The sequence below is a fragment of the Pseudomonas aestiva genome, assembly GCF_039908605.1.
Taxonomy (GTDB): domain Bacteria; phylum Pseudomonadota; class Gammaproteobacteria; order Pseudomonadales; family Pseudomonadaceae; genus Chryseomonas; species Chryseomonas aestiva.
In genome coordinates this window covers 1,367,133-1,392,680 of record NZ_CP150916.1, presented here as the reverse complement: position 1 = coordinate 1,392,680, position 25,548 = coordinate 1,367,133, and the positions used below count along the sequence as shown (strand labels likewise).

At 63.9% G+C, this 25,548-nt stretch carries 23 protein-coding genes; 4 read left to right on the top strand and 19 right to left on the bottom strand.

The features are described 5' to 3' along the window. Window positions 1–29: 29 nt before the first annotated feature. The 15 genes from rnhB to rpsB form a co-directional block, all read right to left on the bottom strand. Entirely contained in the window at window positions 30–665 is a 636-nt protein-coding gene (rnhB, locus tag AABM56_RS06420; RefSeq protein ID WP_133859995.1) for a ribonuclease HII, read from the bottom strand. A gap of 8 nt (window positions 666–673) precedes the next feature. Then, window positions 674–1,801, bottom strand: coding sequence for a lipid-A-disaccharide synthase (lpxB, locus tag AABM56_RS06415; protein ID WP_133859996.1), 1,128 nt, complete (start codon window positions 1,799–1,801; stop codon window positions 674–676). A gap of 16 nt (window positions 1,802–1,817) precedes the next feature. Continuing rightward, window positions 1,818–2,594, bottom strand: a complete 777-nt coding sequence (gene lpxA, locus AABM56_RS06410) for an acyl-ACP--UDP-N-acetylglucosamine O-acyltransferase (RefSeq protein WP_133859812.1) — start codon at window positions 2,592–2,594, stop codon at window positions 1,818–1,820. Beyond that, a complete protein-coding gene (gene fabZ, locus AABM56_RS06405; protein ID WP_007159483.1) occupies window positions 2,591–3,031 on the bottom strand; it encodes a 3-hydroxyacyl-ACP dehydratase FabZ in 441 nt (146 codons plus the stop codon). The genes lpxA and fabZ overlap by 4 nt, the downstream gene beginning before the upstream one ends. A 45-nt stretch (window positions 3,032–3,076) precedes the next feature. Next, window positions 3,077–4,153 (bottom strand): UDP-3-O-(3-hydroxymyristoyl)glucosamine N-acyltransferase, encoded by a 1,077-nt coding sequence (lpxD, locus tag AABM56_RS06400; protein ID WP_133859813.1) that lies wholly within the window; start codon window positions 4,151–4,153, stop codon window positions 3,077–3,079. Beyond that, complete coding sequence (locus tag AABM56_RS06395) at window positions 4,150–4,653, bottom strand: OmpH family outer membrane protein (protein ID WP_133859814.1); 504 nt, start codon at window positions 4,651–4,653, stop codon at window positions 4,150–4,152. The genes lpxD and AABM56_RS06395 overlap by 4 nt, the downstream gene beginning before the upstream one ends. A 38-nt stretch (window positions 4,654–4,691) precedes the next feature. Then, complete coding sequence (gene bamA / locus AABM56_RS06390) at window positions 4,692–7,079, bottom strand: outer membrane protein assembly factor BamA (RefSeq protein WP_183631055.1); 2,388 nt, start codon at window positions 7,077–7,079, stop codon at window positions 4,692–4,694. Between the two features lie 73 nt (window positions 7,080–7,152). After that, complete coding sequence (gene rseP / locus AABM56_RS06385) at window positions 7,153–8,505, bottom strand: sigma E protease regulator RseP (RefSeq protein ID WP_347883915.1); 1,353 nt, start codon at window positions 8,503–8,505, stop codon at window positions 7,153–7,155. Window positions 8,506–8,571: 66 nt separating this feature from the next. Continuing rightward, window positions 8,572–9,753, bottom strand: a complete 1,182-nt coding sequence (gene ispC, locus AABM56_RS06380; protein WP_178083872.1) for a 1-deoxy-D-xylulose-5-phosphate reductoisomerase — start codon at window positions 9,751–9,753, stop codon at window positions 8,572–8,574. Next, window positions 9,750–10,565, bottom strand: coding sequence for a phosphatidate cytidylyltransferase (locus AABM56_RS06375; protein ID WP_133859817.1), 816 nt, complete (start codon window positions 10,563–10,565; stop codon window positions 9,750–9,752). Before AABM56_RS06375 ends, ispC begins: the two co-directional genes overlap by 4 nt. After that, on the bottom strand, window positions 10,565–11,314 hold the full coding sequence (gene uppS / locus AABM56_RS06370; RefSeq protein ID WP_166655864.1) for a polyprenyl diphosphate synthase: 750 nt from the start codon (window positions 11,312–11,314) through the stop codon (window positions 10,565–10,567). Before uppS ends, AABM56_RS06375 begins: the two co-directional genes overlap by 1 nt. An 18-nt stretch (window positions 11,315–11,332) precedes the next feature. Then, on the bottom strand, window positions 11,333–11,890 hold the full coding sequence (frr, locus tag AABM56_RS06365; protein ID WP_133859819.1) for a ribosome recycling factor: 558 nt from the start codon (window positions 11,888–11,890) through the stop codon (window positions 11,333–11,335). Beyond that, window positions 11,887–12,630, bottom strand: a complete 744-nt coding sequence (pyrH, locus tag AABM56_RS06360; RefSeq protein ID WP_017639054.1) for a UMP kinase — start codon at window positions 12,628–12,630, stop codon at window positions 11,887–11,889. The genes frr and pyrH overlap by 4 nt, the downstream gene beginning before the upstream one ends. A 192-nt stretch (window positions 12,631–12,822) precedes the next feature. Continuing rightward, window positions 12,823–13,692 carry a translation elongation factor Ts gene (gene tsf, locus AABM56_RS06355; protein ID WP_133859820.1) on the bottom strand — a complete coding sequence of 290 codons (870 nt, stop codon included), beginning with the start codon at window positions 13,690–13,692 and terminating at the stop codon, window positions 12,823–12,825. 131 nt (window positions 13,693–13,823) lie between these two features. Then, a complete protein-coding gene (rpsB, locus tag AABM56_RS06350) occupies window positions 13,824–14,561 on the bottom strand; it encodes a 30S ribosomal protein S2 (protein WP_133859821.1) in 738 nt (245 codons plus the stop codon). A gap of 286 nt (window positions 14,562–14,847) precedes the next feature. Between rpsB and map the strand changes: the two genes are divergently transcribed. From map to dapC, 3 genes are read left to right on the top strand one after another with little or no spacing between them, the layout of a single operon-like run. After that, entirely contained in the window at window positions 14,848–15,630 is a 783-nt protein-coding gene (gene map, locus AABM56_RS06345; protein WP_133859822.1) for a type I methionyl aminopeptidase, read from the top strand. A 10-nt stretch (window positions 15,631–15,640) separates the two neighbouring features. After that, window positions 15,641–18,343, top strand: a complete 2,703-nt coding sequence (locus tag AABM56_RS06340) for a [protein-PII] uridylyltransferase (protein ID WP_133859823.1) — start codon at window positions 15,641–15,643, stop codon at window positions 18,341–18,343. A 39-nt stretch (window positions 18,344–18,382) separates the two neighbouring features. Continuing rightward, window positions 18,383–19,576 carry a succinyldiaminopimelate transaminase gene (gene dapC, locus AABM56_RS06335; protein WP_133859824.1) on the top strand — a complete coding sequence of 398 codons (1,194 nt, stop codon included), beginning with the start codon at window positions 18,383–18,385 and terminating at the stop codon, window positions 19,574–19,576. Here the strand turns inward: dapC and AABM56_RS06330 are convergent. Beyond that, window positions 19,573–21,207, bottom strand: coding sequence for a Na+/H+ antiporter (locus AABM56_RS06330; protein WP_133859825.1), 1,635 nt, complete (start codon window positions 21,205–21,207; stop codon window positions 19,573–19,575). The two genes, dapC and AABM56_RS06330, sit on opposite strands and share 4 nt — an antisense overlap. 211 nt (window positions 21,208–21,418) lie before the next feature. Between AABM56_RS06330 and AABM56_RS06325 the strand changes: the two genes are divergently transcribed. Then, on the top strand, window positions 21,419–21,733 hold the full coding sequence (locus tag AABM56_RS06325) for a hypothetical protein (RefSeq protein WP_007159499.1): 315 nt from the start codon (window positions 21,419–21,421) through the stop codon (window positions 21,731–21,733). A 51-nt stretch (window positions 21,734–21,784) separates the two neighbouring features. Here AABM56_RS06325 and cysN read toward each other — a convergent pair whose 3' ends face one another. From cysN to AABM56_RS06310, 3 genes are all read right to left on the bottom strand, one after another. Beyond that, window positions 21,785–23,683, bottom strand: coding sequence for a sulfate adenylyltransferase subunit CysN (gene cysN, locus AABM56_RS06320; RefSeq protein ID WP_133859826.1), 1,899 nt, complete (start codon window positions 23,681–23,683; stop codon window positions 21,785–21,787). A 1-nt stretch (window position 23,684) separates the two neighbouring features. Then, entirely contained in the window at window positions 23,685–24,602 is a 918-nt protein-coding gene (gene cysD, locus AABM56_RS06315; RefSeq protein WP_133859827.1) for a sulfate adenylyltransferase subunit CysD, read from the bottom strand. 165 nt (window positions 24,603–24,767) lie between these two features. Continuing rightward, on the bottom strand, window positions 24,768–25,523 hold the full coding sequence (locus tag AABM56_RS06310; RefSeq protein ID WP_133859828.1) for a Nif3-like dinuclear metal center hexameric protein: 756 nt from the start codon (window positions 25,521–25,523) through the stop codon (window positions 24,768–24,770). Window positions 25,524–25,548 lie beyond the last annotated feature (25 nt).

The window sequence follows — 25,548 nt, the reverse complement described above, 5'->3', positions numbered from 1 at the left end:
GACCCGGGGTCAGACCGCCGCGACGGCCGTCAGTAGGTCGCGATGATCTGGGTGGAGGCCTTGGTCTCGAGGGCGTGCCAGGCGTCACGCACCGGCGCGAAGGAACGCCGGTGGATGGGCGTGGGCCCCAGGCGCCTGAGCGCATCCAGGTGCTCGGCAGTGGGATAGCCCTTGTGCCCGGCCAGGCCATAGCCCGGATAGAGGGCATCCAGCACCTGCATCTCGCGATCGCGACTCACCTTGGCCAGGATGGAGGCCGCGGCGATCGCCGGGACCTGGCTGTCGCCCTTCACCACCGGCGAACTGGGCACCGCCAGCTTGGGACAACGATTGCCATCGATCAGGGCCAGCCGCGGCTGCACCTGCAGGCCTTCCACCGCGCGCTGCATGGCCAGCATGGTAGCGTGCAGGATGTTCAACTGGTCGATCTCGGCGACCTCGGCACGGGCCACGCACCAGGCCAGGGCCTTTTCCTGGATCTCGTCGAACAGGGCTTCGCGGCGCGCCAGCGACAGCTTCTTCGAATCGTTCAGCCCGAGGATGGGCTTGCCCGGATCGAGGATCACCGCGGCCGTGACCACGGCGCCGCACAGCGGACCGCGGCCGACTTCATCCACCCCGGCGACCAGTGCCTCGACCAGGTTGAAATCCAGACCCAGCTGCATCAGCTGCATCAGCTGCGCGACCGCAGGAGATCCAGCACGGCAGCGGCCGCCTCTACCGAGGCATCGCGCCTCAGGCTGTGATGGATGGCCGCGAAGCTATCGGTCTGCTGCTGTGGCTGTTCCAGCAACGGCAGGAGCTCGGCCACCAGCCGTTCCGGCGTCGCCTCGTGCTGGATCAGCTCGGGCACCAGCTTGCGCCCGGCCAGCAGGTTCGGCAGCGAAATGTAGGGACTCTTCACCAGCTGCTTGAGAATCAGATAGGTCAGGGGCGCCACTCGATAGGCGACCACCATGGGTCGCTTGAACAGCAGCGTCTCCAGAGTGGCTGTGCCCGAGGCGATCAGCACGCCATCGCAGGCGGCCAGCACCTCATGGGAACGGCCATCGGTCAGCAGCAGCGGCAAGGGCGGCCGCCCTTCCAGCAGCTGCTCCACCTGCGCCCGCCGCGCGGCATTGGCACAGGGCAACACGAAGCGCATGTCGGGTCGCACGGCCAGCAACTGAGCGGCGGCGTCGAGAAACAGCGCACCGAGGCGCCCTACTTCGCCACCGCGACTGCCGGGCAGCAGGGCGACGACCTGACCGTCTTGCGGCAGCCCCAGGGCCTGCCGGGCCGCCAGCCGGTCGCTGTCCAAGGGAATGGTATCGGCCAGCGGATGGCCGACGAAGCGCACCGGCACCTGCTGCTCTTCGTAGAAGCGCGCCTCGAAGGGGAACAGGGTCAGCATCAGGTCGCAGCCATCGCGGATCTTCAATACGCGCTTCTGCCGCCAGGCCCAGACCGAGGGACTGACGTAATGCACGGCGGGAATGCCCGCGCGATGCAGCTGGGCTTCGATCTCGAGGACGAAATCCGGGGCGTCGATACCGATGAAGATATCGGGACGGGCATCGAGCAACTGAGCGATCAGCGCCTTGCGCCGCCCGAGGAGTTCGCGCAGGCGGCCGAGCACCTCGACCAGCCCCATGACCGCCAGGCGTTCCATGGGAAATTCGGACACCAGGCCCTCGGCTTCCATCCGCGGACCGCCCACCCCCATGAAGGAGATATTCGGGTGTTGCTCGCGCAACGCCTGCATCAGGCCGGCGCCCAGCAGATCACCCGACGCCTCCCCGGCCACCAGCGCCACGCGCAGCGGGCGCTGGGCGAACTCAGCGGGTGATGCCACGCGTCGCACTCAGAATGGAATCGCGGAACACCGCCACCTCGGGAAACTGCTGAGCCACCGGCTCCAGCTCGCGCAGGGCGTCATCGACGGTCAGGCCCTGGCGGTAGACCACCTTGTAGGCGCGGCGCAATTCCTTGATGGCTTCGGCCGAGAAACCCCGCCGCCGCATGCCTTCGAAGTTCATGCTGCGGGCTTCGGCCGGATTGCCGAACACCGTGACATAGGCCGGAACATCCTTGCCGATGGCCGTGCCCATGCCGGAAAAGCTGTGGGCGCCGATGCGGCAGAACTGATGCACCAGGGTATAGCCGGACAGGATCGCCCAGTCATCGACGTGCACGTGCCCGGCAAGGGCCGTGTTGTTGACTAGGATGCAGTTATTACCGATCACGCTGTCATGCCCGATGTGCACATAGGCCATCAGCAGATTGTGATCGCCAATGGTCGTCTCTTCCCGATCCTGCACAGTACCGCGATGGATGGTGACCCCTTCGCGAATGGTGTTGTGATCGCCGATCCGCAGCCGGGTCGGTTCGCCCTGATACTTGAGGTCAGGGGTGTCCTCGCCGATCGACGAGAACTGGAAGATACGATTGTGACGCCCGATCACGGTCGGCCCCTTGAGGATGACGTGAGGGCCGACGACGGTCCCCTCGCCAATCTCGACATCGGGCCCGATGATCGACCAGGGGCCGACCTGGACATCGGCAGCGAGCCGTGCCTGGGGGTCGACGATAGCCCTGGGGTCGATCAACGTCATAGCTTGCGTTCCGCACAGATGATTTCAGCCGAGCAGACCGGCTTGTCGTCCACACTGGCGTGGCATTCGAATTTCCAGATACCGCGCTTGGTGCTGATGAAGCGAGCGTCGAGCATCAGCTGATCACCCGGCGTCACCGGCTGGCGAAAACGCAGCTTATCCGATCCGACGAAGTAGTACAGGGTGCCATCGGCCGGCGAGGAATTCATCATCTTGAAGCCGAGCACGCCAGCGGCCTGCGCCATGGCCTCGACGATCAGCACGCCCGGCATGATGGGGTGCTGGGGAAAATGGCCGGTGAAGAACGGTTCGTTGATGCTGACGTTCTTGTAGGCACGAATGCGCTTGGCTTCGATATCCAGCTCCAGCACGCGATCCACCAACAAAAAGGGATAGCGATGCGGGAGATATTCACGGATCTCGTTGATGTCCATCATGGTCGGGGAAGGCCTGTTAAGAAAGGGGGAACATCCGATGCAGAATCAAGCATCAGAAGCAGCGTCATCCCGCGAGGTCACGGTAGCAACGATTTTTTCCAGATGTTGCAGACGGCGGGCCATGTCGTCGAGGTGACGAATCCGCGCGGCACTCTTCTTCCATTCACCGGCCGGCTGCATGGCCGTACCGGAGGAATAGGCGCCGGGCTCGGTAATCGAGCGAGTCACCATGGTCATACCGGTGACGAACACGTGGTCGCACACCTCGATATGACCGACCATGCCCACGCCACCGGCGATGGTGCAGTGTTTGCCGATCTTGGTACTGCCAGAGATGCCGACGCAGGCGGCCATGGCGGTGTGCTCACCGACCTGGACGTTGTGCGCGATCATGATCTGGTTGTCGAGCTTGACGCCATTGCTGATGACCGTGTTCGCCAGCGCGCCGCGGTCGATGGTGGTGTTGGCACCGATCTCGACGTCGTCGCCGATCAGCACGCCACCCAGCTGGGCAATCTTCTGCCACTGGCCGCGCTCATTGGCGAAGCCGAAGCCTTCGGCGCCGATCACGGCACCGGATTGCACTACGGCGCGCGCGCCGATGGTCACGTCGTGATAGAGCGTGACCCGCGGTGCCAGCCAGCTGTCGGCGCCGATGACGCTGCGCGCACCCACCACGCAGTGAGCGCCGAGGCTGACGCCTGCGCCAATGCATGCCTGTGCTTCGATCACCACATAGGGACCGATGGCCGCAGTCGGATCGACCTGGGCATCCGCCGCGACCAGCGCCGTGGGATGGATGCCCGCCGCACTGCGCGGCTTGCGATCGAACAGGTGGGAAAGCCGCGCGTAGGCCAGATAGGGATTCGCCAGGATCAGGGCATCGCCGGCAAACCCGTCGGCGTCCTTTTCCGTCAGCAGCACGGCCCCGGCCTGGGTATCGGCCAGGTAGCGGCGGTACTGCGGATTGGCGAGAAAACTCAACTGGTCGGGGCCGGCCTCGGGCAAGGTAGCCAGACCGGTGACCAGGCGCTCGGGCGAACCGCGTAACTCCACGGTCAACTGGCGGCTGTCCAGCCACTGCGCCAGTTCGCCCAGCGTAAAGGTGCTATGACTCATCAACGACCCGCGTTCATGCGCTCGATGACCTGGCGCGTGATGTCGTATTGCGGCTTCACGTCAACCACGGCGCCACGCTCGAGCACCAGATCGTAATCACCCTTCTTCAGCACCTCTTCCACGGCCTTGTCCAGGCGCGGCTTGAGCAGCTTGAGCATGTCGCGATCCGATGCGGCCTTGGCGTCGTTGAGTTCCTTGGACTGGAACTGGAAGTCACGGGCCTTCTGGCGGAAGTCGTTCTCCAGGCGGGTGCGATCGGCCTGGGCCATCTTGTCACCGCCCTTGTTGAGCTTGTCCTGGATATCCTTGGCGGAGCTTTCCAGACCCTTGAGCTTGTTCAGCTGGGGACCGAACTTCTTCTCGGAATCCACCGCGTACTTCTTGGCGGCATCGGATTCCAGCAGGGCCATCTGGTAGTTCAGGACAGCGATCTTGGTATCGGCGAAAACCGGAGCGGCAACGAGAACGGCAGCGAACAGAGCGTAACGGGTGTACTTGTGCACAGTTGACTCCTGCGTAGAGCGCAAAGGTGTTGCCTGGGTCAGAACGTCTGACCCAGCGAGAACTGGAAGACCTGTGGATCGGAATTGCTCGGCTTCTTGACCGGGACGCCCAGGCTGAAGCTCAGCGGGCCCAGGGCGGTAACCCAGGTCACACCGACGCCGACGGAACTGGCCATGTTGGAGAAGCTGATGTCTCCGCAATTCTTGGTTCCATCCTGACCATCGGGCGTCTTGTAGCAATTGCCCGTCGAGAACACGTTACCCACGTCCCAGAACAACACGGTGCGCAGGGATTTCTGATCCTTCACGAAGGGTAGCGGGAAGAGATACTCCACACCGCCGGTGATGAGCACGTTGCCACCGAAAGCTTCGGACTTGTCACGATCGCGGTAGCCCTGACCCTTTCCACTAAATGTTGGCGGATCCCTAGGCGGGGTAGTACGCGGACCCAAGCTGCTGTCCTCGAAGCCCCGTACCGAGTTGAAACCACCGGCGTAGTAGTTCTCATAGAACGGCAGGCCGTCGGTGCTGCCATAGCTGTCGCCATAGCCCAGCTCGGTATGGAAGCGCAGTGCAGTATTGTCGGTCAGCGGGGTAAACAGCTGGCCGCGATAGTCGAGCTTGTAGAAGCTCAGGTCACTGCCCGGAATGGTGATCTGGCCGGTCATGCTCTGAGAGGCACCACGGGTCGGCAGCACACCACGGTTCAGCGTCGAGCTCGACCAGCCGATGCTGGCCTTGAAGTTGGTGAAATCCTTACCTTCGCGGTCTACGAAATCGTAAATCTCGTCGGCGCTGTAGGTACCGGGATTGATCTCGTCGTTCTGCACGCTCAGACCATAGGTCAAGCGCGAGGTCTCGCTGATCGGATAGCCCAGAGTGACACCGGTACCCAGGCTGTTGATCGAGTAGTAGGAGACATCGCTGTCGTACAGTTTGCTGTAGTCGGTGCTGCGATAGAAGATGTTGTAGCCCAGGCTCACACCATCCGGCGTGAAGTAGGGATCGGTGAAGCTGAAGTTGTAGCGACTCTGGTACTGGGAACGGGTCAGACCGATGCTGACCTGGTTGCCGGTGCCCAGGAAGTTGTTCTGGCTGATGGAACCACCGAGGATCAGACCGGCGCTCTGGGCGAAGCCGATGCTGGCGGTGATGGAGCCCGACGGCTGCTCTTCGACGTTGTAGTTGACGTCGACCATGTCGTCGGTACCAGGTACCTGGGGCGTCTCGACCTTGACTTCCTTGAAGTAGCCCAGGCGCTCGAGGCGGGTCTTGGACTGGTCGATGAGATAGGTGGAAGCCCAACCGCCTTCCATCTGGCGCATCTCGCGACGCAGCACCTCGTCCTCGGTCTTGGTGTTGCCGCGGAAGTTGATGCGATTGACGTAGGCACGCTTGCCCGGATCGACCACATAGGTCAGGGACACGCTGTGGTCGTCGTCATGGGGCTCGGGCAGGCCGTTGACGTTGGCGAAGGTATAGCCTTCGTTGCCCAGTCGGCGAGTGATCAGATCCGAGGTGCTGGTCATGACCTTGCGCGAGAAGACCTGGCCCGGCTGGACCAGCATCAGTTTGCGCAGCTCTTCCTCCGGCACCTTGAGGTCGCCGGACAGCTTGACTTCACGAACGGTGTACTTCTGCCCTTCGTTCACGTTGACCGTGATGTAGACGTGCTTCTTGTCGGGCGTGATGGACACCTGGGTCGAGGTGATGTCCATGTTGATGTAGCCACGATCCAGGTAATAGGAGCGCAGGCGCTCGAGGTCACCTGACAACTTTTCCCGGGAGTACTTGTCATCGTTACGGAAGAACGACAACCAGTTGCTCGGCTTGAGCTCGAACAGCGAAGTCAGGTCGTCCTCGGCGAAGACCGTGTTGCCCACCACGTTGACGTGGGAGATGGTCGCGACCTCGCCCTCGTTGATGGTGATCTTCAGCTGCACCCGGTTACGGGGCTGAGGGACCACTTCGGCATCGATGCTGGCGGAATAACGGCCCTGGGCGACGTACTGGCGCAGCAACTCGTTGCGCACGCCTTCCAGCGTCGCACGCTGGAAGATCTCGCCTTCGGCGAGACCGGCCTGCTTGAGACCCTTCATCAGGTCGTCGCTGGAGATCGCCTTGTTGCCTTCCAGGGTGATGCTGGAAATGGAGGGACGCTCGACCAGGTTCACGACCAGGACGTTACCGTCACGACCCAGCTGGATGTCCTGGAAGAATCCGGTACGGAAGAGCGAGCGCGAGGCTTCGGCCAGCTTGTTGTCGTCGACCGACTCGCCGACGTTGAGCGGCAGGGCACCGAAGACGCTGCCGGACGATACTCGTTGCAGTCCGTTGACGCGGATATCGGAGATGGTGAAGGACTCGGCGTGTACCTCGCCGATCATCAGCGCGGCTATTACCGCAGGTAGCAGCAGGCGTTTCATGAGTCCCTTTTATTCCAACTGGCAAATAAAGAATCTGCCGCACTGGGCGGCAGATTCGGCAATCAGCAGAGTGTCAGAGGCGACCGAGGTCATTGACCAAGGCCAGCAGCATCACACCCACGACGAGGCTAATACCGATCTGCATGCCCCATGTCTGTACACGCTCGGACAAGGGCCGCCCGCGAATCCACTCGACGAAGTAGAAGACCAGATGACCACCGTCGAGCACAGGGATAGGCAACAGATTCAGAACCCCCAGGCTTATGCTCAGGTACGCCAGAAAATTGAGGAAATCCCCCAGGCCTGACTGAGCTGAAGCGCCCGCCACTTTAGCAATGGTTATCGGCCCGCTCAAGTTTTTTACCGACAGCTCTCCCAAGAGCATCTTCTTCAGGGAAACCAGCGTCAGCACGCTCATCTGCCAGGTTCGGCTGATACCTTCGCCCACGGCAGCCACGGCTCCATAGCTGATTTCGCGAACCATTTCCGCTGGCCACTTGACCGGCGCCACACCCGCGCCAAGGTATCCGGTCTCGGTGGAGTCGACGCGCCGCGCGCCCAGGCGCAGGGTCAGGTCCCGCTGCTGGCCCGCGCGTTCATAGGCCAGCCTGACCTGCTGACCGGGGTGCGCCCGCACCCAGTCCACGGCCTGTTGCCAGTCGCCGATGGGGGTATCGTTCAAGGCGATCAGGCGGTCTCCCGCCTGCAGGCCGGCGGCTTTCGCCGGACCGGCCGGATCCAGCTCGGCGAAGATCGCCGGAATCTGCGGCCGCCAGGGCTTCAGGCCCAGAGCCTGGATCGGATCCGGATCTTCCGTGCCGCGCAGCCAGGCATCGAGCCGGATGACGGTGTTCTGCTCGGCGGTGGTGCCTGGCACCCGGTAGCTCAGGCGCAACGGACCGCTTTCACCCAGGCGATCGACCAGACGCAGATTGACCGCCGACCAGCTGTCCACCGCTGCATCATCGACCGCGGTCAACTCCGCGCCGACCGGAATGCCTGCGCTGGCAGCCGGGGTATCGGGCGTGATCGCCCCCACGACCGGGCGCGGCTGCTGGGAGCCAAGCATGGCCAGCAACCAGAAGAACAGGATGGCGAGCAAGAAGTTGGCGATCGGGCCGGCGGCGACGATGGCGATACGCTGGCGGACCGTCTTGCGATTGAAGGCCGCATGCTGCTCTTCGGGCGCCACCGGCGCTTCGCGCTCGTCCAGCATCTTCACATAGCCGCCCAACGGGATCGCGGCCACCACGAATTCGGTGCCGCGGCGATCGTGCCAGCGCAGCAGCGGCTTGCCGAAGCCTACGGAAAAGCGCAGGACCTTGACGCCGCAACGGCGCGCCGTCCAGAAATGGCCATACTCGTGGATGGTCACCAGGACGCCCAGGGCGATCAGGGTTCCCATAATCGTATAAAGGATGGACATTGGCTGCCTCCGCTACCTCAGTGTGCAGATTCTGCGGACTCGCAGGCCAGGTGTCGAGGCGCGGGATCAGCGTCTCGACAGCCACTCACGAGCCAGCTGCCGAGCGGTGCTGTCGGCCGCGAAGACCGCAGCGAGATCAGTGGCCGCACCGGGCTCGACACCCTGGAGTACCGACTCGATCAGCAGGGGTATTTCGGTGAAGCCCAGCCGGCCTTCGAGAAAGGCTTCGACGGCGACCTCGTTGGCCGCATTGAGCGTCGCCGGCATGCAACCACCCGCCTGAGCCGCCTCTCGCGCCAGGCGCAGACAGGGAAAGCGCTCTTCGTCGGGCCGCTCGAAATCGAGTCGGCCGACCTCGAACAGATCCAGCGCCGAAACACCGGAATCGATCCGCTCGGGCCAGGCCAGGGCATGGGCGATCGGGGTGCGCATATCGGGATTGCCCAACTGGGCCAGCACCGAACCATCCACGTAGTCCACCAGCGAATGGATCACGCTCTGCGGATGGATGACCACCTCGACCTGCTCTGGCGTCGCCTCGAACAGCCAGCAGGCCTCGATCAGCTCCAGTCCCTTGTTCATCAGGGTCGCGGAATCCACCGAAATCTTGCGCCCCATCGACCACTTGGGATGGGCACAGGCCTGGTCCGGTGTCACGCCGATCAGCTCTTCGGCCGGTGTCTCACGGAACGGACCGCCCGAGGCCGTGAGCAAGATTCGGCGCACACCCTTACGGGCCAACCCCGGCGTCGCCGGATCGGCCAGGCACTGGAAAATCGCATTGTGCTCGCTGTCGATGGGCAGCAGGGTCGCGCCACTGGCCTGCACCGCCTCGATGAAGAGCGCGCCGCTCATGACCAGGGCTTCCTTGTTGGCCAGCAGCACGCGCTTGCCGGCCTTGACCGCAGCCAACGTCGGCTTCAGACCCGCTGCGCCGACGATCGCCGCCATGACGGTATCGACCTCCGGATGAGCCGCGATAGCCTCCAGGCCACCCTCCCCCACCAGGATCTCGGGGCGCTGCTCGACATCCTGCAGCAGGCCAGCCAACTGCTCGGCGGAGGCCTGGTCAGGCACGGCCGCATAGATCGGCTGGAAACGCCGGCAAAGGTCAGCCAGCTCCTTCAGCCGACGATGTCCGCTGAGGGCGAAGATTCGATAGCGATCGGGATACCGGGCCACGACATCCAGGGTGCTGGCGCCGATGGAGCCGGTCGCACCCAGCACGCAAAGCTGCTGGAGACTCACTGAACACCCCAGCCAGCCCACCAGAGCAGCAGGGCAAACAACGGAACGGCAGCCGTGAGGCTGTCGATGCGATCCAGCACGCCACCGTGTCCGGGCAGCAGCTGACTGCTGTCCTTGAGTCCGGCCTGGCGCTTGAACATGCTCTCGGTGAGATCGCCGACCACGGAGATCAGCACCACGCAGGCGGCGCCGATGAGCGCCTGCAAGAGATCACCCAGCCCCCAGCCACGCACCAGGCCGAGCACCAGGGTCGCCACCAGCGCGGCGGCCAGGCCGCCGTAGAGGCCTTCCCAGCTTTTGCCCGGACTCACGGCCGGCGCCAGCTTGCGCTTGCCGAAGGCCCGCCCGGAGAAATAGGCGAAGATGTCGGCCAGCCACACCAGCATCATCACTTCGAGAATCAGCAGATTGCCACCCGGTGCCGCCTTGAGCAGCATCAGCCCCTGCCAGGCCGGAACCAGCACCACCAGACCGATCAGCAGACGCCGCCAGGAAGCCTGCCAGGCCCGGGCGCTGTCGGGATAGGTAAGCACCAGCACGGTCGCATAGAGCCACCAGGCCAGACTGATGAACAGCAGACCATGAGCACCGCCGGGCAACCACCAGCAGAGCAGCAGCGCCAGCGCGATCACGGCGGCATAGGCGCAACGCAGCGGCCGGGTTTCCAGCCCCGCCAGGCGCGCCCACTCCCAGGCACCCAGGACCACGACCGCACCGATGAACAGGGCGAAGGTCGCCCCTTCCAGCCAGAAAAATCCGGCCAGGGCGATGGGCAGGAGCACCATCGCCGTGATAACTCGCTGCTTCAACATTAGGCGCGTAGCTCCGCTTCCACCTGTTCGCAGGTCCGACCGAACCGCCGCTGGCGGGTGGCGAAGTCGGCCAGCGCGGCACGCATGGCCTCGTGCTTGAAGTCCGGCCAGAACAGGTCGGAGAAATACAGCTCGGCATAGGCGATCTGCCAGAGCAGGAAGTTGCTCACCCGCCGCTCGCCGCCGGTGCGGATGCACAGATCAGGCAGTGGCAGGTCGGCCGTCGCCAGACGGCCTTGCAACAGCTCGGAAGTGATCTCACCCGGCTGCAGCGTGCCCTGCTGAACCTGCAGCGCCAGCTGCTGGGCGGCCTGGGTGATGTCCCACTGCCCCCCGTAGTTCGCGGCAATCTGCAGCACGAACCGGGTGTGATGGGCAGTGAGTGCCTCGACTTCCGCCATGGCTGCCTGCAGTTCCGGATGGAACAGCGAGCGATCGCCGATGATGCGCAGCCGGATGCCGTTCTGGTGCAGCTTCTTGGCCTCCCGCCGCAGGGCGGAAAGGAAGAGCTCCATCAGAGCGCCGACCTCGTCGGCCGGACGCCGCCAGTTCTCGCTGGAGAAGGCGAACAGCGTCAGCACCTCGACGCCCGCATCGCCACACACCTCGATGACCGCGCGCACGGCGTCCACTCCGGCCTTGTGACCGGCGACGCCCGGCAGCAACCGTCGGCGCGCCCAGCGATTGTTCCCATCCATGATGATCGCCACGTGACGCGGCACCACCTTGCCTGGCTTGCTCATGCCCATGTTACATCCCAACCGTTGTCAAACAGCCATCAAGTCGGCTTCCTTGGCCTCCAGAGCCTTGTCCACCTCGGCGACGAATTTATCAGTCAGCTTCTGGACTTCATCCTGAGCGCGACGATCCTCGTCTTCACTGATTTCCTTTTCCTTGAGCAGATCCTTGAGCTGAGCCAGGGCATCGCGGCGGATGTTGCGCACGGAAACGCGCGCCTGCTCGGCCTCGGAGCGCGCCTGCTTGGTGAAGCCCTTGCGGGTCTCTTCGGTCAGCGCCGGCATCGGCACGCGAATGGTGGTACCGGCGGTGGCCGGGTTGAGGCCCAGGTCGGAGGTCATGATGGCCTTCTCGACCGCCTGGATCATGCTCTTGTCGAACACGCTCAGGGCCAGGGTCCGCGAATCCTCGACGGTGACGTTGGCCACCTGACGCAGCGGGGTATCGCTGCCGTAGTAGGACACCATGACGCTATCCAGAATGCTCGGATGAGCGCGTCCGGTACGGATCTTGGCAAAGGCGTGGCCCAGGGCTTCCAGGGTCTTGGTCATGCGCGTCTGCGCATCCTTCTTGATCTCGTTGATCATGCTGCTCCCTCCTCGATCAGGGTGCCCTCACCTCCGCCCACCACGATATTGAGCAGGGCGCCGGGCTTGTTCATGTTGAAAACCCGCAAGGGCATGTTGTGATCACGGCAGAGACAGATGGCCGTGAGATCCATGACACCCAGCTTGCGGTCGAGCACCTCGTCGTAGGTCAGACGCTCGAATTTTTCGGCGTTGGGATCCTTGAAGGGATCTGCCGTGTATACACCATCCACCTTCGTGGCCTTGAGCACCAGATCGGCTTCGACCTCGATGGCCCGCAGGCAGGCGGCGGAATCGGTGGTAAAGAACGGATTGCCGGTACCGGCGGAGAAGATGACGACTTCGCCATCCTTCAACTGACGCAGGGCCTTGCGGCGGTCGTACTGGTCGGTCACGCCGACCATGGAAATGGCGGACATCACCGTGGCAGGAATGTTGGAACGCTCCAAGGCGTCGCGCATGGCCAGGGCGTTCATCACGGTAGCCAGCATGCCCATGTGGTCGCCGGTCACCCGGTCCATACCCACGGCGGACAGCGCCGCACCGCGGAACAGGTTGCCACCGCCAATCACCAGACCGACCTGGACACCGATGCCCACCAGTTGGCCGATCTCCAGCGACATGCGATCCAGCACCTTCGGATCGATCCCGAAGTCTTCACTTCCCATCAGGGCTTCGCCACTGAGCTTCAGCAGAATACGCTTGTAACGGGGTTGGCGACCACTCATCTGCTGTGCCATTCACTCTCTCCTGTGGCGATGAACATGTGCGGGGGATTTTGATCCTGCGATAGGAAAGCGCAACCGCAGTTGCGTTCACTCGAATCGGCAAAAAACTCCTTGGAAGACCAGAAATCAGACCTGCCTTCCAATTTGACAAAGAGGCCGCGCGCTCGAAGCGGGCGGCCTCCTGATCAACGGCGGATGCCGGTCTTACTGCTTGCTGGCAGCCAGCTGGGCAGCGACTTCGGCAGCGAAGTCGACTTCAGCCTTCTCGATGCCTTCGCCTACTTCGTAACGCACGAAGGAAACGATTTCGGCGCCGGCCTTCTTGGCCAGCTCACCGACCTTGACTTCCGGATCCTTGATGAAAGGCTGCTCAACCAGGCTGGCTTCGGCCAGGAACTTGTTTATACGACCCTTGACCATGTTCTCCACGATGTTTTCCGGCTTGCCGGCGATCTTGTCGGCATTCAGCGCCAGGAAAATTTCCTTTTCCTTGGCGACAGCTTCTTCGGAAACCTGGGAGGGATTCAGGAACTGAGGATTGCTCGCCGCGACGTGCATGGCGATTTCCTTGGCCAGTTCGGCGGTGCCACCCTGCAGGGTAACGACCACACCGATGCGGTGACCATGGAGGTAGGCGCCAACGACATCGCCTTCGACACGGGTCAGGCGACGGATGTTGACGTTCTCGCCGCACTTGGCGACCAGCGCTTCACGGGCGCTTTCCTGAGCGGCGATCAGCGGAGCGGCATCGCTCATCTTCTCGGCGAAGGCCTTGTCCAGGCTGGCGGCGACGAAGCCCTTGAAGTCGTCCTGCAGAGCCAGGAAATCGGTCTGGGAATTGACTTCGATGATGACGGCAGCCCTGTGGTCGTCAGCGACCTTGACCGCGATGGAACCTTCGGCAGCCACGTTACCGGCTTTCTTGGCAGCCTTGATGGCGCCAGCGGCACGCATGTCGTCGATGGCTTTCTCGATGTCGCCACCGGCAGCGGTCAGGGCCTTCTTGCAATCCATCATGCCTTGGCCGGTGCGCTCGCGCAGTTCTTTGACCAGGGCTGCAGTGATTTCTGCCATGTTTGAAATCCTCTTGAATCGGTTTCGAGGTCACTCCGCACGCAGGCGGAGCCAATGAAACGCCAGTAGGCAAAAAGGGGGCTAGGCCCCCTTCTCGCACGTCGAACCGCTCGACCCTAGGGTCGAAATGCTCAGCCCTCGACGGCTTCGGCAGCGGGTTCTTCGACGAATTGCTCGTTGGCACCGCCATTGCTGCCGCCACGGATCACGGCATCGGCAACGCTGCTCAGGTACAGAGTAACGGCGCGGAAGGCGTCATCGTTGCCGGGGATGATGTAGTCAACACCTTCCGGGCTGCTGTTGGTATCGACGACGCCGATGACCGGGATGCCCAGCTTGTTGGCTTCGGTGATGGCGATGCGCTCGTGGTCAACGTCGACCACGAACAGGGCATCCGGCAGACCGCCCATGTCCTTGATACCGCCCAGGCTGCGCTCGAGCTTTTCGAGGTCGCGGGTACGCATCAGGGCTTCTTTCTTGGTCAGCTTGTCGAAAGTACCGTCCTGGGACTGGACTTCCAGATCACGCAGACGCTTGATCGAGGCACGGATGGTCTTGTAGTTGGTCAGCATGCCGCCCAACCAGCGATGATCAACGAAGGGCTGACCGCAACGCGCGGCTTCTTCGCGAACGATCTTGCCGGCGGCGCGCTTGGTGCCGACGAACAGGATCTTGTTCTTGCCGGACGCCAGGCGCTCAACGAAGGTCAGGGCCTCGTTGAACATCGGCAGGGTCTTTTCGAGGTTGATGATGTGGATCTTGTTACGTGCGCCGAAGATGTACTTGCCCATCTTCGGGTTCCAGTAACGGGTTTGGTGGCCGAAATGCACGCCGGCTTTCAGCATGTCACGCATGGAGACTTGAGACATTTAGATGTTCCTCGTAGTCGGGTTGGGCCTCCACGCATCCCAATGACCAACTTCCCATCGGGAAGCACCCAGGTCATCGTGTCGATGCGTGTGTGGGGTTAGGAGCGCTGAAGGGCATAGCCCCGAAAAAGCGCGCGACTTTATATCACGCCCTGCCGGATACCACCAGCGGCGATTGCCGCATGCCGGAGGTCCGGGGTACCGCCGGCAGCCACAGCGCGGGCGCCGGCTCTGATAGAATAGCGGATCGAAAGCTGACACCCGGCGTGATACCTAGAGATTTCCGATGACCGTCATCCTCAAGACCCCTGAAGACATCGCCAAGATGCGCATCGCCGGCCAGTTGGCCGCCGAAGTGCTCGAAATGCTGGACGAACACGTGCGTCCCGGCATCACCACCGAAGAACTGGATCGGCTGGCCCACGACTACATCGTCAACGTGCAGCAGGCCATCCCCGCCCCGCTGAACTACAAGGGCTATCCGAAATCCATCTGCACCTCGCTGAACCACGTGGTCTGCCACGGCATTCCCAATGACAAGCCGCTCAAGAGCGGCGACATCATGAACGTGGACATCACCGTCATCAAAGATGGCTACCACGGCGACACCAGCAAGATGTACCTGGTGGGCGACGTGCCCGAGTGGGCCGACCGGCTCTGCCAGGTCACCCAGGAATGCCTCTACAAGGGCATCGACCTGGTGCGCCCCGGCGCGCGGCTGGGCGATATCGGCGAAGTGATCCAGAAGCACGCCGAGAAGAACGGCTTCTCGGTGGTTCGCGAATACTGCGGCCACGGGATCGGCAAGGGCTTCCACGAGGAGCCGCAGGTGGTGCACTACGGCCGTGCCGGCACGGGCCTCGAACTGCAGGCCGGGATGATCTTCACCATCGAGCCGATGATCAACCAGGGCCGCTACGAGACCCGCCTGCTGGGCGATGGCTGGACCGCCATCACCAAGGACCGCAAGTTGTCCGCGCAGTGGGAACACACGGTGCTGGTCACCGAAGAGGGTTACGAGATCCTGACCCTGCGCAAGGACGAAACCTTTCCCCGCGTTTCTGCGTGAGTGAGCGCCCATGCCCCAGGTCGATTCGGAGTTGTTCGACGCCGGTCAGTTCCAGGCTGAGCTTTCGCTGAAAGCCAGCCCTCTCGCGGCCTTCAAGAAATTCATCCGGGCCGCGAACGCCACTCTCGATGCCCGCTTCATGGCGGGCCGCAGCGTGCGCCGGCTGGTCGAGGATCGCGCCTGGTTCATCGACCAGATGCTGATCGCCGCCTGGAATCGCTTCAGTTGGCCGGAGGATGGCATCGCCCTGCTCGCGGTGGGCGGCTATGGCCGCGGTGAGCTGCATCCGCACTCGGACATCGACCTGCTGATCCTGCTGGCCGAGGAGGAACAGGAACGCTTCCGCGAATCCATCGAGGGCTTCCTGACCCTGCTGTGGGACGTGGGCCTGGCCGTGGGGCAGAGCGTCAGATCCCTGCGCGAATGCACCACCGAAGCCCTGGCCGACCTGACGGTGATCACCAACCTGATGGAAAGCCGTACCCTCGCCGGCCCCGAGCACCTGCGCCAGGCGATGCTGGCGGCCACGAGTGTCGAACACCTCTGGCCGGGACGCGCCTTCTATCTGGCCAAGCGCGCCGAGCAGAGTGCGCGGCACGCCAAGTACAACGACACCGAATACAACCTCGAACCCAACGTGAAGGGTTCGCCCGGCGGCTTGCGCGACATCCAGACGCTGCTGTGGATCGCCCGGCGGCAGTTCGGCACCCTCAACCTGCAGGCGCTGGTAGGCCAGGGCTTCCTGACCGAAAGCGAATGCAGCCTGCTGATCTCGGCGCAGGAATACCTGTGGAAGGTCCGCTATGCCCTGCACATGCTGGCCGGGCGCGCCGAGGATCGGCTGCTGTTCGACCACCAGCGGCGCATCGCCAGCCTGCTCGGCTACGAGGACAACGACGCCAAGCTGGCGGTAGAGCGCTTCATGCAGAAGTACTACCGGGTGGTGATGGACGTGTCCCAGCTCAGCGATGTGGTCATGCAGCACTTCGAGGAAGTGAATCTGCGCGACGAGCAGGTACCGGTGGCGGTGACCCCGCTCAACAACAGATTCCAGATCCGCAACGGTTACCTGGAGGTGGTGCACCCCCAGGTATTCCTGCGCACCCCCTTCGCGCTGATGGAGCTGTTCGTGCTGCTGGCGCAGAATCCCGCGATCAAGGGACCTAGTGCCGGCACCATCCGTCTGCTGCGCGACAGCCGTCACCTCATCGACGATGCCTTTCGCCAGGACATCCGCAACACCAGCCTCTTCATCGAACTGCTCAAGAGCGAATCCGGCATCCATCGCAACCTGCGGCGGATGAATCGCTACGGGCTGCTGGGGCTCTACCTGCCCGAATTCGGCCAGATCGTCGGCCAGATGCAGCATGACCTCTTCCACATCTATACGGTGGACGCCCACACCCTCAATCTCATCAAGCATCTGCGCAAGATGAGTTACGACGTCCTGGCGGAGAAGTATCCGCTGGCGACGCGGGTGATCCACAAGCTGCCCAAGCCTGAGCTGATCTACATCGCCGGGCTCTACCACGACATCGCCAAGGGCCGGGGTGGCGATCACTCGGAACTGGGCGCGGCAGACGTCGAAGCCTTCGGCCGGCGTCACCAGCTGCCGGAATGGGATACCCGCCTGGTCAGCTGGCTGGTGCGCAATCACCTGGTGATGTCCACCACCGCCCAGCGCAAGGATCTTTCCGACCCCCAGGTGATCCACGATTTCGCCCTGACGGTCGGAGATCACACTCACCTGGACTATCTGTACGTCCTCACCGTGGCCGACATCACCGCGACCAATCCGTCGCTGTGGAATTCCTGGCGCGCGACCCTGCTGCGCCAGCTCTATACCGAGACCAAGCGCGCCCTGCGGCGCGGCCTGGAAAATCCGGTCAATCGCGAAGAGCAGATCCGCAGCACCCAGCAATCGGCGCTGGACACCCTGATGCGGCGCGGCATCGATGCCGATGACGCCGAGCAGCTCTGGTCGCAGCTGGGCGACACCTATTTCCTGCGGCATACCGCGCTGGACGTCGCCTGGCACACCGAGGCCATCCTCGGCCATGGCGATACCGCCGAGCCGCTGGTGCTGATCCGCGAGACCACCCAGCGCGATTCCGAAGGCGGCACCCAGATCTTCATCTATGCCGCGGACCAGCACGATTTCTTCGCGGTGACCGTGGCGGTGATGGACCAGCTCAACCTGAACATTCAGGACGCGCGCATCATCACCTCCAGCAGCCAGTTCACCCTGGACACCTACATCGTGCTGGATACCGATGGTGGCTCGATCGGCAACAATCCCGCGCGGATTGCCCAGATCCGCGGTGGCCTGATCGAGGCGCTCAAGCATCCCGAGGAATACCCGAGCATCATCAACCGCCGCGTGACCCGCCAGCTCAAGCATTTCGCCTTCTCGCCCCAGGTGAACATCTACACCGACACCACGCGCTCGGCGAGCCTGATCGAACTGACGGCACCGGATCGACCCGGACTGCTGGCGCGGGTGGGGCGGATCTTCCTCGACTTCGACCTGTCCGTGCTCAACGCCAAGATCGCCACCCTCGGCGAACGCGTGGAAGACGTCTTCTACGTCACCGACGCCGAGGGTCGTCCGCTGGCGGATCCCGGCCTCTGCAGCGCCCTGCAGCAGGCCCTGATCAAACAGCTGCGCGAGCCGGACAGCCAGACGCCGCCGCTCAGTCGTATCAGCATCTAGCTCCCTGATCTAACGCCTCGAACGAAGGACCACCCGACGATGAATCCCACCCTCGACCTGCTGCAGCCCTATCCGTTCGAGAAGCTGCGCGCCCTCCTCGCTGGCGTGACCCCGCCGGCGGCGCTCAAGCCGATTCCGTTGTCGATCGGGGAGCCCAAGCACCCGTCACCGGCCTTCGTCGCCGAGGCTCTGACCGCCAACCTGGATCAGCTGGCGGTCTACCCAACCACCCTTGGCATCGCCGAGTTGCGCGAGGCCATCGCCAGCTGGGCCGGCCAGCGCTTCGGCATACCCGCGGGCTGGCTGGATCCGGCGCGTCACGTGCTGCCGGTGACCGGTACCCGGGAGGCGCTGTTCTCCTTTACCCAGGCGGTGGTGGATCGCAGCCAGGCGGGTCTGGTGCTGAGTCCCAACCCCTTCTATCAGATCTACGAAGGCGCGGCCCTGCTCGCCGGCGCCGAGCCCCACTACCTGCCGTGCCTGGCGGACAAGGGCTTCAATCCCGATTTCGACAGTGTGCCGGACGCGGTCTGGCAGCGCTGCCAGCTGCTGTTCCTGTGCTCACCCGGCAATCCCACCGGTGCCCTGCTGCCGGTGGCGACGCTGAAAAAGCTCATCGCCCTCGCCGATCGTCACGACTTCGTGATCGCCGCCGACGAGTGCTACAGCGAACTCTATTTCGACGAAGCCAGCCCGCCGCCCGGCCTGCTTACCGCCTGCGCCGAACTGGGTCGCAGCGACTTCGCCCGCTGCGTGGTCTTCCACAGCCTGTCCAAGCGCTCCAATCTGCCGGGCATGAGATCGGGCTTCGTCGCGGGCGATGCCGCCATTCTCAAGCGCTTCCTGCTCTATCGCACCTACCACGGCTGCGCCATGCCGGTGCAGGTGCAGAAGGCCAGTGCCGTGGCCTGGCGCGACGAGGCCCATGTCCGTGAGAACCGCGAGCTCTATCGGCAGAAATTCGCCGCCGTGCTGGATATCCTGCAGGGCAGCCTGGAAGTGTCGCTGCCGGATGGCGGCTTCTATCTCTGGGCCCGGACACCGGGCGATGACGAAGCCTTCGCCCGCGATCTGTTCGCCCGCGAACACGTGACCGTGGTGCCGGGCTCCTACCTGTCGCGAGACGTCGCGGGCGTCAATCCGGGCGCCGGTCGGATCCGCATGGCGCTGGTCGCGCCCCTGGCCGAGTGCGTGGAGGCGGCGGAGCGCATCCGCCGCTTCTGCCAGGGCTAGCGGTTGCCCTGATCGCGCATCAGCGCGGTCTCCTGGATGTCCAGCTCACGCAGGAATTCGCTGACCACTAGGTCATCGATTACCCCGGCGATACGCAACCGATAGAGTTCGCGGCGCTGGGCGCGGATGGCGAGCAGGCGCAGCTCGCCATCCAGGGTATCCCTCAGCCGCGCCAGGGAACGGGCATCCTCGCTGTCATCGGCGGAACTCAGTTCGTCGCGGAATTCGGCGATGATGCCGGCCTTGATCTCCGCCTGCAGCGCGGCCCGCGCCGGCTCGTCGGCATCGCTCGATGCCACGTCTTCCAGCGCCGCTATGGCGGCTCGGGCGGCATTGATTCGCACCTCGCAACGCTCCCGCTCCAGCAGGTCATTGGACTGCTCCGGCAAGCGCGCCAGTAGCAACGGAATCCCGATGCTCGCCACCACCAGTGACAGCAGGATCACGCCCGCGGCGATGAACACCAGGATGTCACGCAGGGGAAAGGGCGTGCCATCCGAAAGCATCAGCGGCAGCGAGAGCACACCGGCCAGGGTCACGGCACCGCGGACCCCGCTGAGCGAGGCGATGGCGGCGATCAGGCGGGGGTCGCCCGCGATGGTGATGGGCCCGCTGCCAGGCTGGGTCAGGTGCCAGTAGCCGAGGATGACCCCGAAGCGAATGGCCATAATCACCCCGTAGGCACCCAGCACATAGAGCGTCAGCCAGCCCGCGGCCGGCCAGAGCGCCTGGGAGGCCGGCAGCGCGGCCGCCAGGATGTCGGGCAGCTGCAGACCCAGGATCAGGAACACCAGGCCGTTGAAGGCGAACTCCACCAGCCCCCAGACGCTGTGATTGAGCAGGCGGGTAGCGGTCTGGCGGGGCAGCATGTCGACCCGGCTCTGCATCATTCCGGCGGCCACGGCGGACAGGATGCCGGAAACGCCCAGTCGCTCCGCCAGCACATAGGCGGCGAAGGGCAGCAACAGCATGAAGACGACATGGGGCGCGGCGTCGCTCCAGCCGCGCTTCACCACCATCCAGGCGCGCGCTTGGCCGACCAGCCAGCTCAGCACCCCGCCGACCAGTACGCCGCCCACCGCGACGATGACGAATTCCAGACTGGCCTGGCTCAGCGAAAAGGCGCCGGTCAGGGCCGCCGCCACGGCGAACTTGAAGGTCACCAGACCCGAGGCGTCATTGAGCAGGGCCTCGCCCTGGATGACGTGCAGCAGGGCGCTGGGCAGCCGGCCGCGGACGATGCTGGAGACCGCCACGGCATCGGTGGGCGACAGTACCGCCGCCAGGGCGAAGGCCACCGCCCAGGGCAGGTGCAACATCCAGTGCAGGAACCAGCCGGCGCCCAGCACCGTGAGGAACACCAGGCCGAAGGCCAGGACGAAGATCGGTCGGCGCAGGCGCCAGAACTCCCGCTTGGGCATGCGCCAGCCATCGGAGAACAGCAATGCCGGGATGAACAGCAGCAGGAAGAGTTCGGGGTCCAGGGCGACATGCAGCCCCAGGGTGGGCCAGGCGAGCAAGGCGCCGACCACCACCTGGATCAGGGGCAGCGGTATGGGAATGAGATGGACGCTGAGACGGGTGGCACCCACCATCAGCAGGAGGATCAGAGCGGTATAGAGAATCTGCACGGTGGTCTCGTGGTCAGGGTACCGGTCGCGGTACCAGATACAGGAGATGCATCCCGCGGGAGTGGGGACACGTCGACCTCGAGTTGTTGGGACTGATGTCCCCGTATTTGGTTTTACCCAAACTTTACCCGTGTCGATCTAGGCGACTCGCCGCCCTTGCGGTCTGATAGACATACCCGGTTTGATATCCCCGGGTTGCAGGAGAATGATCATGCTACGTCGCATCACTCAAGTCGTGGTGCTTGCCGGTTGCCTCGCCATCGCCGGTCAGGCGTCCGCCCACGGTCGTGGCCCCGGTCCGGCCTTTCTCGGTGCCGTAGTGGGCGCCGTGGTTGGCGGAGCCATCGTCTCCCATTCCTACGCCCGCGAGCCAGTCTATGTCGAAGGGCCACCGCCGCCGCCTCCGCCGCGCGTGGTCTATTACGAACCGGCACCGGTCTACGAATATCGCGTGGTGGAGCCGCGCCCCGTGTACTACGGCCCGCCGCCCGGCGCCTACTATTACGGCCCACCCCCGCGCTGGTAGAGAGCCATGAAAAAACCCGCCGAGAGGCGGGTTTTTTCATGGCTGGACGCCCTAGATCACCTGGCGTCGACGCAGGACGTCGAGGATCTGCTGGACGCCCTCCTCCACCGACAGCTGCTCGGTGTCGAGCACCAGATCGGCGTCTTCCGGGGCATCGTAGGCGAAGGAGATGCCCGGGATATTGTCACCACCGGCCGCATAGAGCCCCTGGGGATCGCGCTCGGCACAGGCCTCGGGCGATGCCTTGACATGCACGGTCAGCAGCCGCTCGGCGCCGATCAGCGCCTGGGCCTGGGCCCGGCCCTCGGCATCGGGTGCAACGAAGGCAGCCAGGGCGATCAGGCCAGCCTCGTTGAACTGGCGGGCCACCTGGGCGGCGCGCAACCAGTTCTCGCGACGACCGGCGCGATCCTGCGGCAGCCCCTTGTTCAGGTCGTGGCGCAGGTTCTGGCCGTCCAGCACGAAGACCGCACGCCCGGCATCGAACAGCCGGCGCTCCAGGGCATAGGCCAGGGTGGTCTTGCCGGCACCGGAAAGACCGGTAAAGAGCACCGTGGTGGGCTGCTGACCGAAACGGGCCGACCGCTCGCTGGTGGCGACGTGCAACTGATGCGCGCCCTGGCCGTGACCCGTAGCGCCCACCGGTTCGGCGATGATCATGCCGGCACCCACGGTGCCGTTGGTCAGGCGGTCGATGACGATGAAGGCGCCGGTGGTGCGGTTGACGCCATAGCCGTCCAGGGCGATGGCGGTATCCAGGGCCACCCTGACCCGGCCGATCTCGTTGAGCTTGAGTTCGCTGGCCGCGCCGTGCTCCAGGGTGTTGACGTCCACCGTGTGCACGATGCTCGGCAGCGAACCCGGCACATAGCTGGTGGCGCGCTTGATGTCGTACTTCTTGCCCGGGCGCATGGGCTCCTCGGCCATCCACACCAGCATGGCCTCGAAGCTGTCGGTCACCTGCGGACGATTGTCGGCATGCACCAGGACATCGCCACGGGAGATGTCGATCTCATCTTCCATGGTCAGGGTAACCGCCTGGCCAGGACCCGCCTGCTCCAGCTCACCTTCGTAGGTAACGATGGACTTGACCCGGCTGCCCTTGCCCGATGGCAGGACCACCACGGCATCGCCCTTGGTGACCACGCCCGAGGCCAGGGTCCCGGCGAACCCGCGGAAGTTGAGGTTGGGCCGGTTGACGTACTGCACCGGGAAGCGCAGGTCGTCGAGGTTGCGATCCGCAGCGATCTCGACGCTTTCGAGGATCTCCATCAGCGGCTTGCCGCTGTACCAAGGCGTCTGCTCGCTGCGATTGACCACGTTGTCGCCCTTGAGCGCCGACATGGGCACGAAATGGATGTCCTTGGCGTTCAGCTCGATGCGCTGGGCGAAGGCCAGGTAGTCGTCCTTGATACGCTCGAACACCGCTTCGTCGAAGCCCAGCAGGTCCATCTTGTTGATGGCGACCACGATGTGCTTGATACCCAGCAGCGAGGCGATGTAGCTGTGCCGGCGGGTCTGGGTCTGGATGCCGTAGCGGGCGTCGACCAGGATAATCGCCAGGTCGCAGGTGGAGGCACCGGTGGCCATGTTGCGGGTGTACTGCTCATGGCCGGGGGTGTCGGCGATGATGAACTTGCGCTTGGCGGTGGAGAAATAGCGATAGGCCACATCGATGGTGATGCCCTGTTCGCGCTCGGCCTGCAGGCCGTCCACCAGCAGCGCCAGGTCGACCTCCTCGCCGGTGGTCCCCACCTTCTTGGAATCGCGGGTGATGGCTTCCAGGTGATCCTCGTAGATCATCTTGGAGTCGTGCAGCAGGCGCCCGATCAGGGTGCTCTTGCCGTCGTCGACATTGCCGCAGGTGAGGAAGCGCAGCAGCTCCTTGCGTTCGTGCTGCGCGAGGTAGGCCAGGATGTCTTGGCCGATCAGATCGGATTGGTGCGACATCTTAGAAATACCCCTGACGTTTCTTCTCTTCCATGGATCCGGCGCCATCGTGGTCGATGACCCGGCCCTGGCGTTCGGAGGTGCGGGTGAGCAGCATCTCCTGGATGATGTCCGTCAGCGTGGTCGCCTGGGACTCCACCGCGCCGGTCAGGGGGTAGCAGCCGAGGGTACGGAAGCGCACCTGGCGCTTGTGGATGCGTGCCTTCTCCTCGGGCGAGAGGTGTTCGAGGATGCGGTCGTCGTCGATCATGAGCAGGGTGCCGTTCTTCTCGATCACCTCGCGCTCGGCGGCGAAGTACAGCGGCACGATCGGGATGCCTTCGAGATAGATGTACTGCCAGATGTCCAGCTCGGTCCAGTTGGACAGCGGAAAGACGCGGATCGACTCGCCCTTGTTGGTCTTGCCGTTGTAGATGTTCCACAGCTCGGGACGCTGGTTCTTGGGATCCCAGCGGTGCTTGCTGTCGCGGAAGGAATAGACGCGCTCCTTGGCGCGAGACTTCTCCTCGTCGCGGCGCGCGCCGCCGAAGGCCGCGTCGAAGCCGTACTTGTCCAGCGCCTGCTTGAGGCCCTGGGTCTTCATGATGTCGGTGTGCTTGGCGCTGCCATGGGTGAAGGGATTGATGCCCTGAGCGACCCCTTCCGGATTCTTATGCACCAGCAGATCGAGACCCATGTCGGCGACCATGCGATCGCGGAATTCGTACATGGCCCGGAATTTCCAGCCGGTGTCCACGTGGAGTACCGGGAACGGCAGCTTGCCGGGAAAGAAGGCCTTGCGGGCCAGGTGCAGCATCACGGCCGAATCCTTGCCGATGGAATACAGCATGACCGGGTTGTCGAACTCGGCGGCCACTTCACGGATGATGTGGATGCTTTCCGCCTCAAGCTGTTTGAGGTGCGTCTGTTTGTCGAGCATGGCTACTCACGATTGCAGAAAGGTGGCCTAGGAGATGTCCGTTGCGGCATCCAGTCGACTGGACACACCGGACAGAGCGGGCCGTGGACGAACCTCAACCTTACCATAGGCAACGGTTATGGCCCGCCAGGCCATCTAGATCCAGAAGTTATATGCTTATGACGCTCAGGCGGGATTGTCGCAGTCGATGAAGCGATGCTCGATGCCCAGCTGCGCGGCCAGAAAGTCGCCCAGCGCCTGCACGCCATAGCGCTCGGTGGCATGGTGGCCGGCGGCAAAGAAACTCACCCCGTTCTCGCGGGCACTGTGCACCGTCTGCTCGGATACCTCACCGGTGAGATAGGCATCCATCCCCGCGGCAATGGCCTGATCGATGTAGCCCTGGGCACCGCCGGTGCACCAGGCCAGGTGCCGGATCGACCGCCCGCCGTCGACTACCAGCGGCTCGCGTTGCAGCACAAGCGCCACCTGCCGAGCGAAGTCCGCGGCGGACCGTGGCTGCGGCAATTCGCCTTGCCAGATCAGCCCCTTGGCATCACCCGGCAGCGGCCGGATATCCTGCAGACCCAGGCGGCGACCCAGCTGGACGTTGTTGCCCACCTCGGGATGGACGTCCAGCGGCAGGTGGTAGGCCAGCAGGCTGATGTCGTGGCTCAGCAGCGTCTTGATCCGCCGATGCTTCATGCCGGTGAGGCGGGCATCCTCGTTTTTCCAGAAATAGCCATGGTGCACCAGGATGGCATCGGCCCCGGCCGCCACGGCGGCGTCCAGCAGCTGCTGGGAGGCGGTGACGCCACTGACCAGCAGACGCACCTGCTCGCGGCCCTGGACCTGCAGGCCATTGGGGCAATAATCCTGGATCCGGGCCGACTCCAGGTAGCGGTCGGCGGTCTCCACCAGTTGATCAAGGGACAGGGTCACGGACGGCTTACCTCCTCGCTGGCGG

Coding starts and splice junctions, on each gene's coding strand:
- frr (WP_133859819.1), bottom strand. CDS start 11,890: ATGATCAACGAGATCAAGAAGGATGCGCAGACGCGCATGACCAAGACC.
- AABM56_RS06340 (WP_133859823.1), top strand. CDS start 15,641: ATGCCCCAGGTCGATTCGGAGTTGTTCGACGCCGGTCAGTTCCAGGCT.
- AABM56_RS06325 (WP_007159499.1), top strand. CDS start 21,419: ATGCTACGTCGCATCACTCAAGTCGTGGTGCTTGCCGGTTGCCTCGCC.
- cysD (WP_133859827.1), bottom strand. CDS start 24,602: ATGCTCGACAAACAGACGCACCTCAAACAGCTTGAGGCGGAAAGCATC.
- tsf (WP_133859820.1), bottom strand. CDS start 13,692: ATGGCAGAAATCACTGCAGCCCTGGTCAAAGAACTGCGCGAGCGCACC.
- lpxA (WP_133859812.1), bottom strand. CDS start 2,594: ATGACGTTGATCGACCCCAGGGCTATCGTCGACCCCCAGGCACGGCTC.
- pyrH (WP_017639054.1), bottom strand. CDS start 12,630: ATGGCACAGCAGATGAGTGGTCGCCAACCCCGTTACAAGCGTATTCTG.
- uppS (WP_166655864.1), bottom strand. CDS start 11,314: ATGGGCATGAGCAAGCCAGGCAAGGTGGTGCCGCGTCACGTGGCGATC.
- rpsB (WP_133859821.1), bottom strand. CDS start 14,561: ATGTCTCAAGTCTCCATGCGTGACATGCTGAAAGCCGGCGTGCATTTC.
- fabZ (WP_007159483.1), bottom strand. CDS start 3,031: ATGATGGACATCAACGAGATCCGTGAATATCTCCCGCATCGCTATCCC.
- rnhB (WP_133859995.1), bottom strand. CDS start 665: ATGCAGCTGGGTCTGGATTTCAACCTGGTCGAGGCACTGGTCGCCGGG.
- rseP (WP_347883915.1), bottom strand. CDS start 8,505: ATGTCCATCCTTTATACGATTATGGGAACCCTGATCGCCCTGGGCGTC.
- cysN (WP_133859826.1), bottom strand. CDS start 23,683: ATGTCGCACCAATCCGATCTGATCGGCCAAGACATCCTGGCCTACCTC.
- bamA (WP_183631055.1), bottom strand. CDS start 7,079: ATGAAACGCCTGCTGCTACCTGCGGTAATAGCCGCGCTGATGATCGGC.
- map (WP_133859822.1), top strand. CDS start 14,848: ATGACCGTCATCCTCAAGACCCCTGAAGACATCGCCAAGATGCGCATC.
- AABM56_RS06375 (WP_133859817.1), bottom strand. CDS start 10,565: ATGTTGAAGCAGCGAGTTATCACGGCGATGGTGCTCCTGCCCATCGCC.
- dapC (WP_133859824.1), top strand. CDS start 18,383: ATGAATCCCACCCTCGACCTGCTGCAGCCCTATCCGTTCGAGAAGCTG.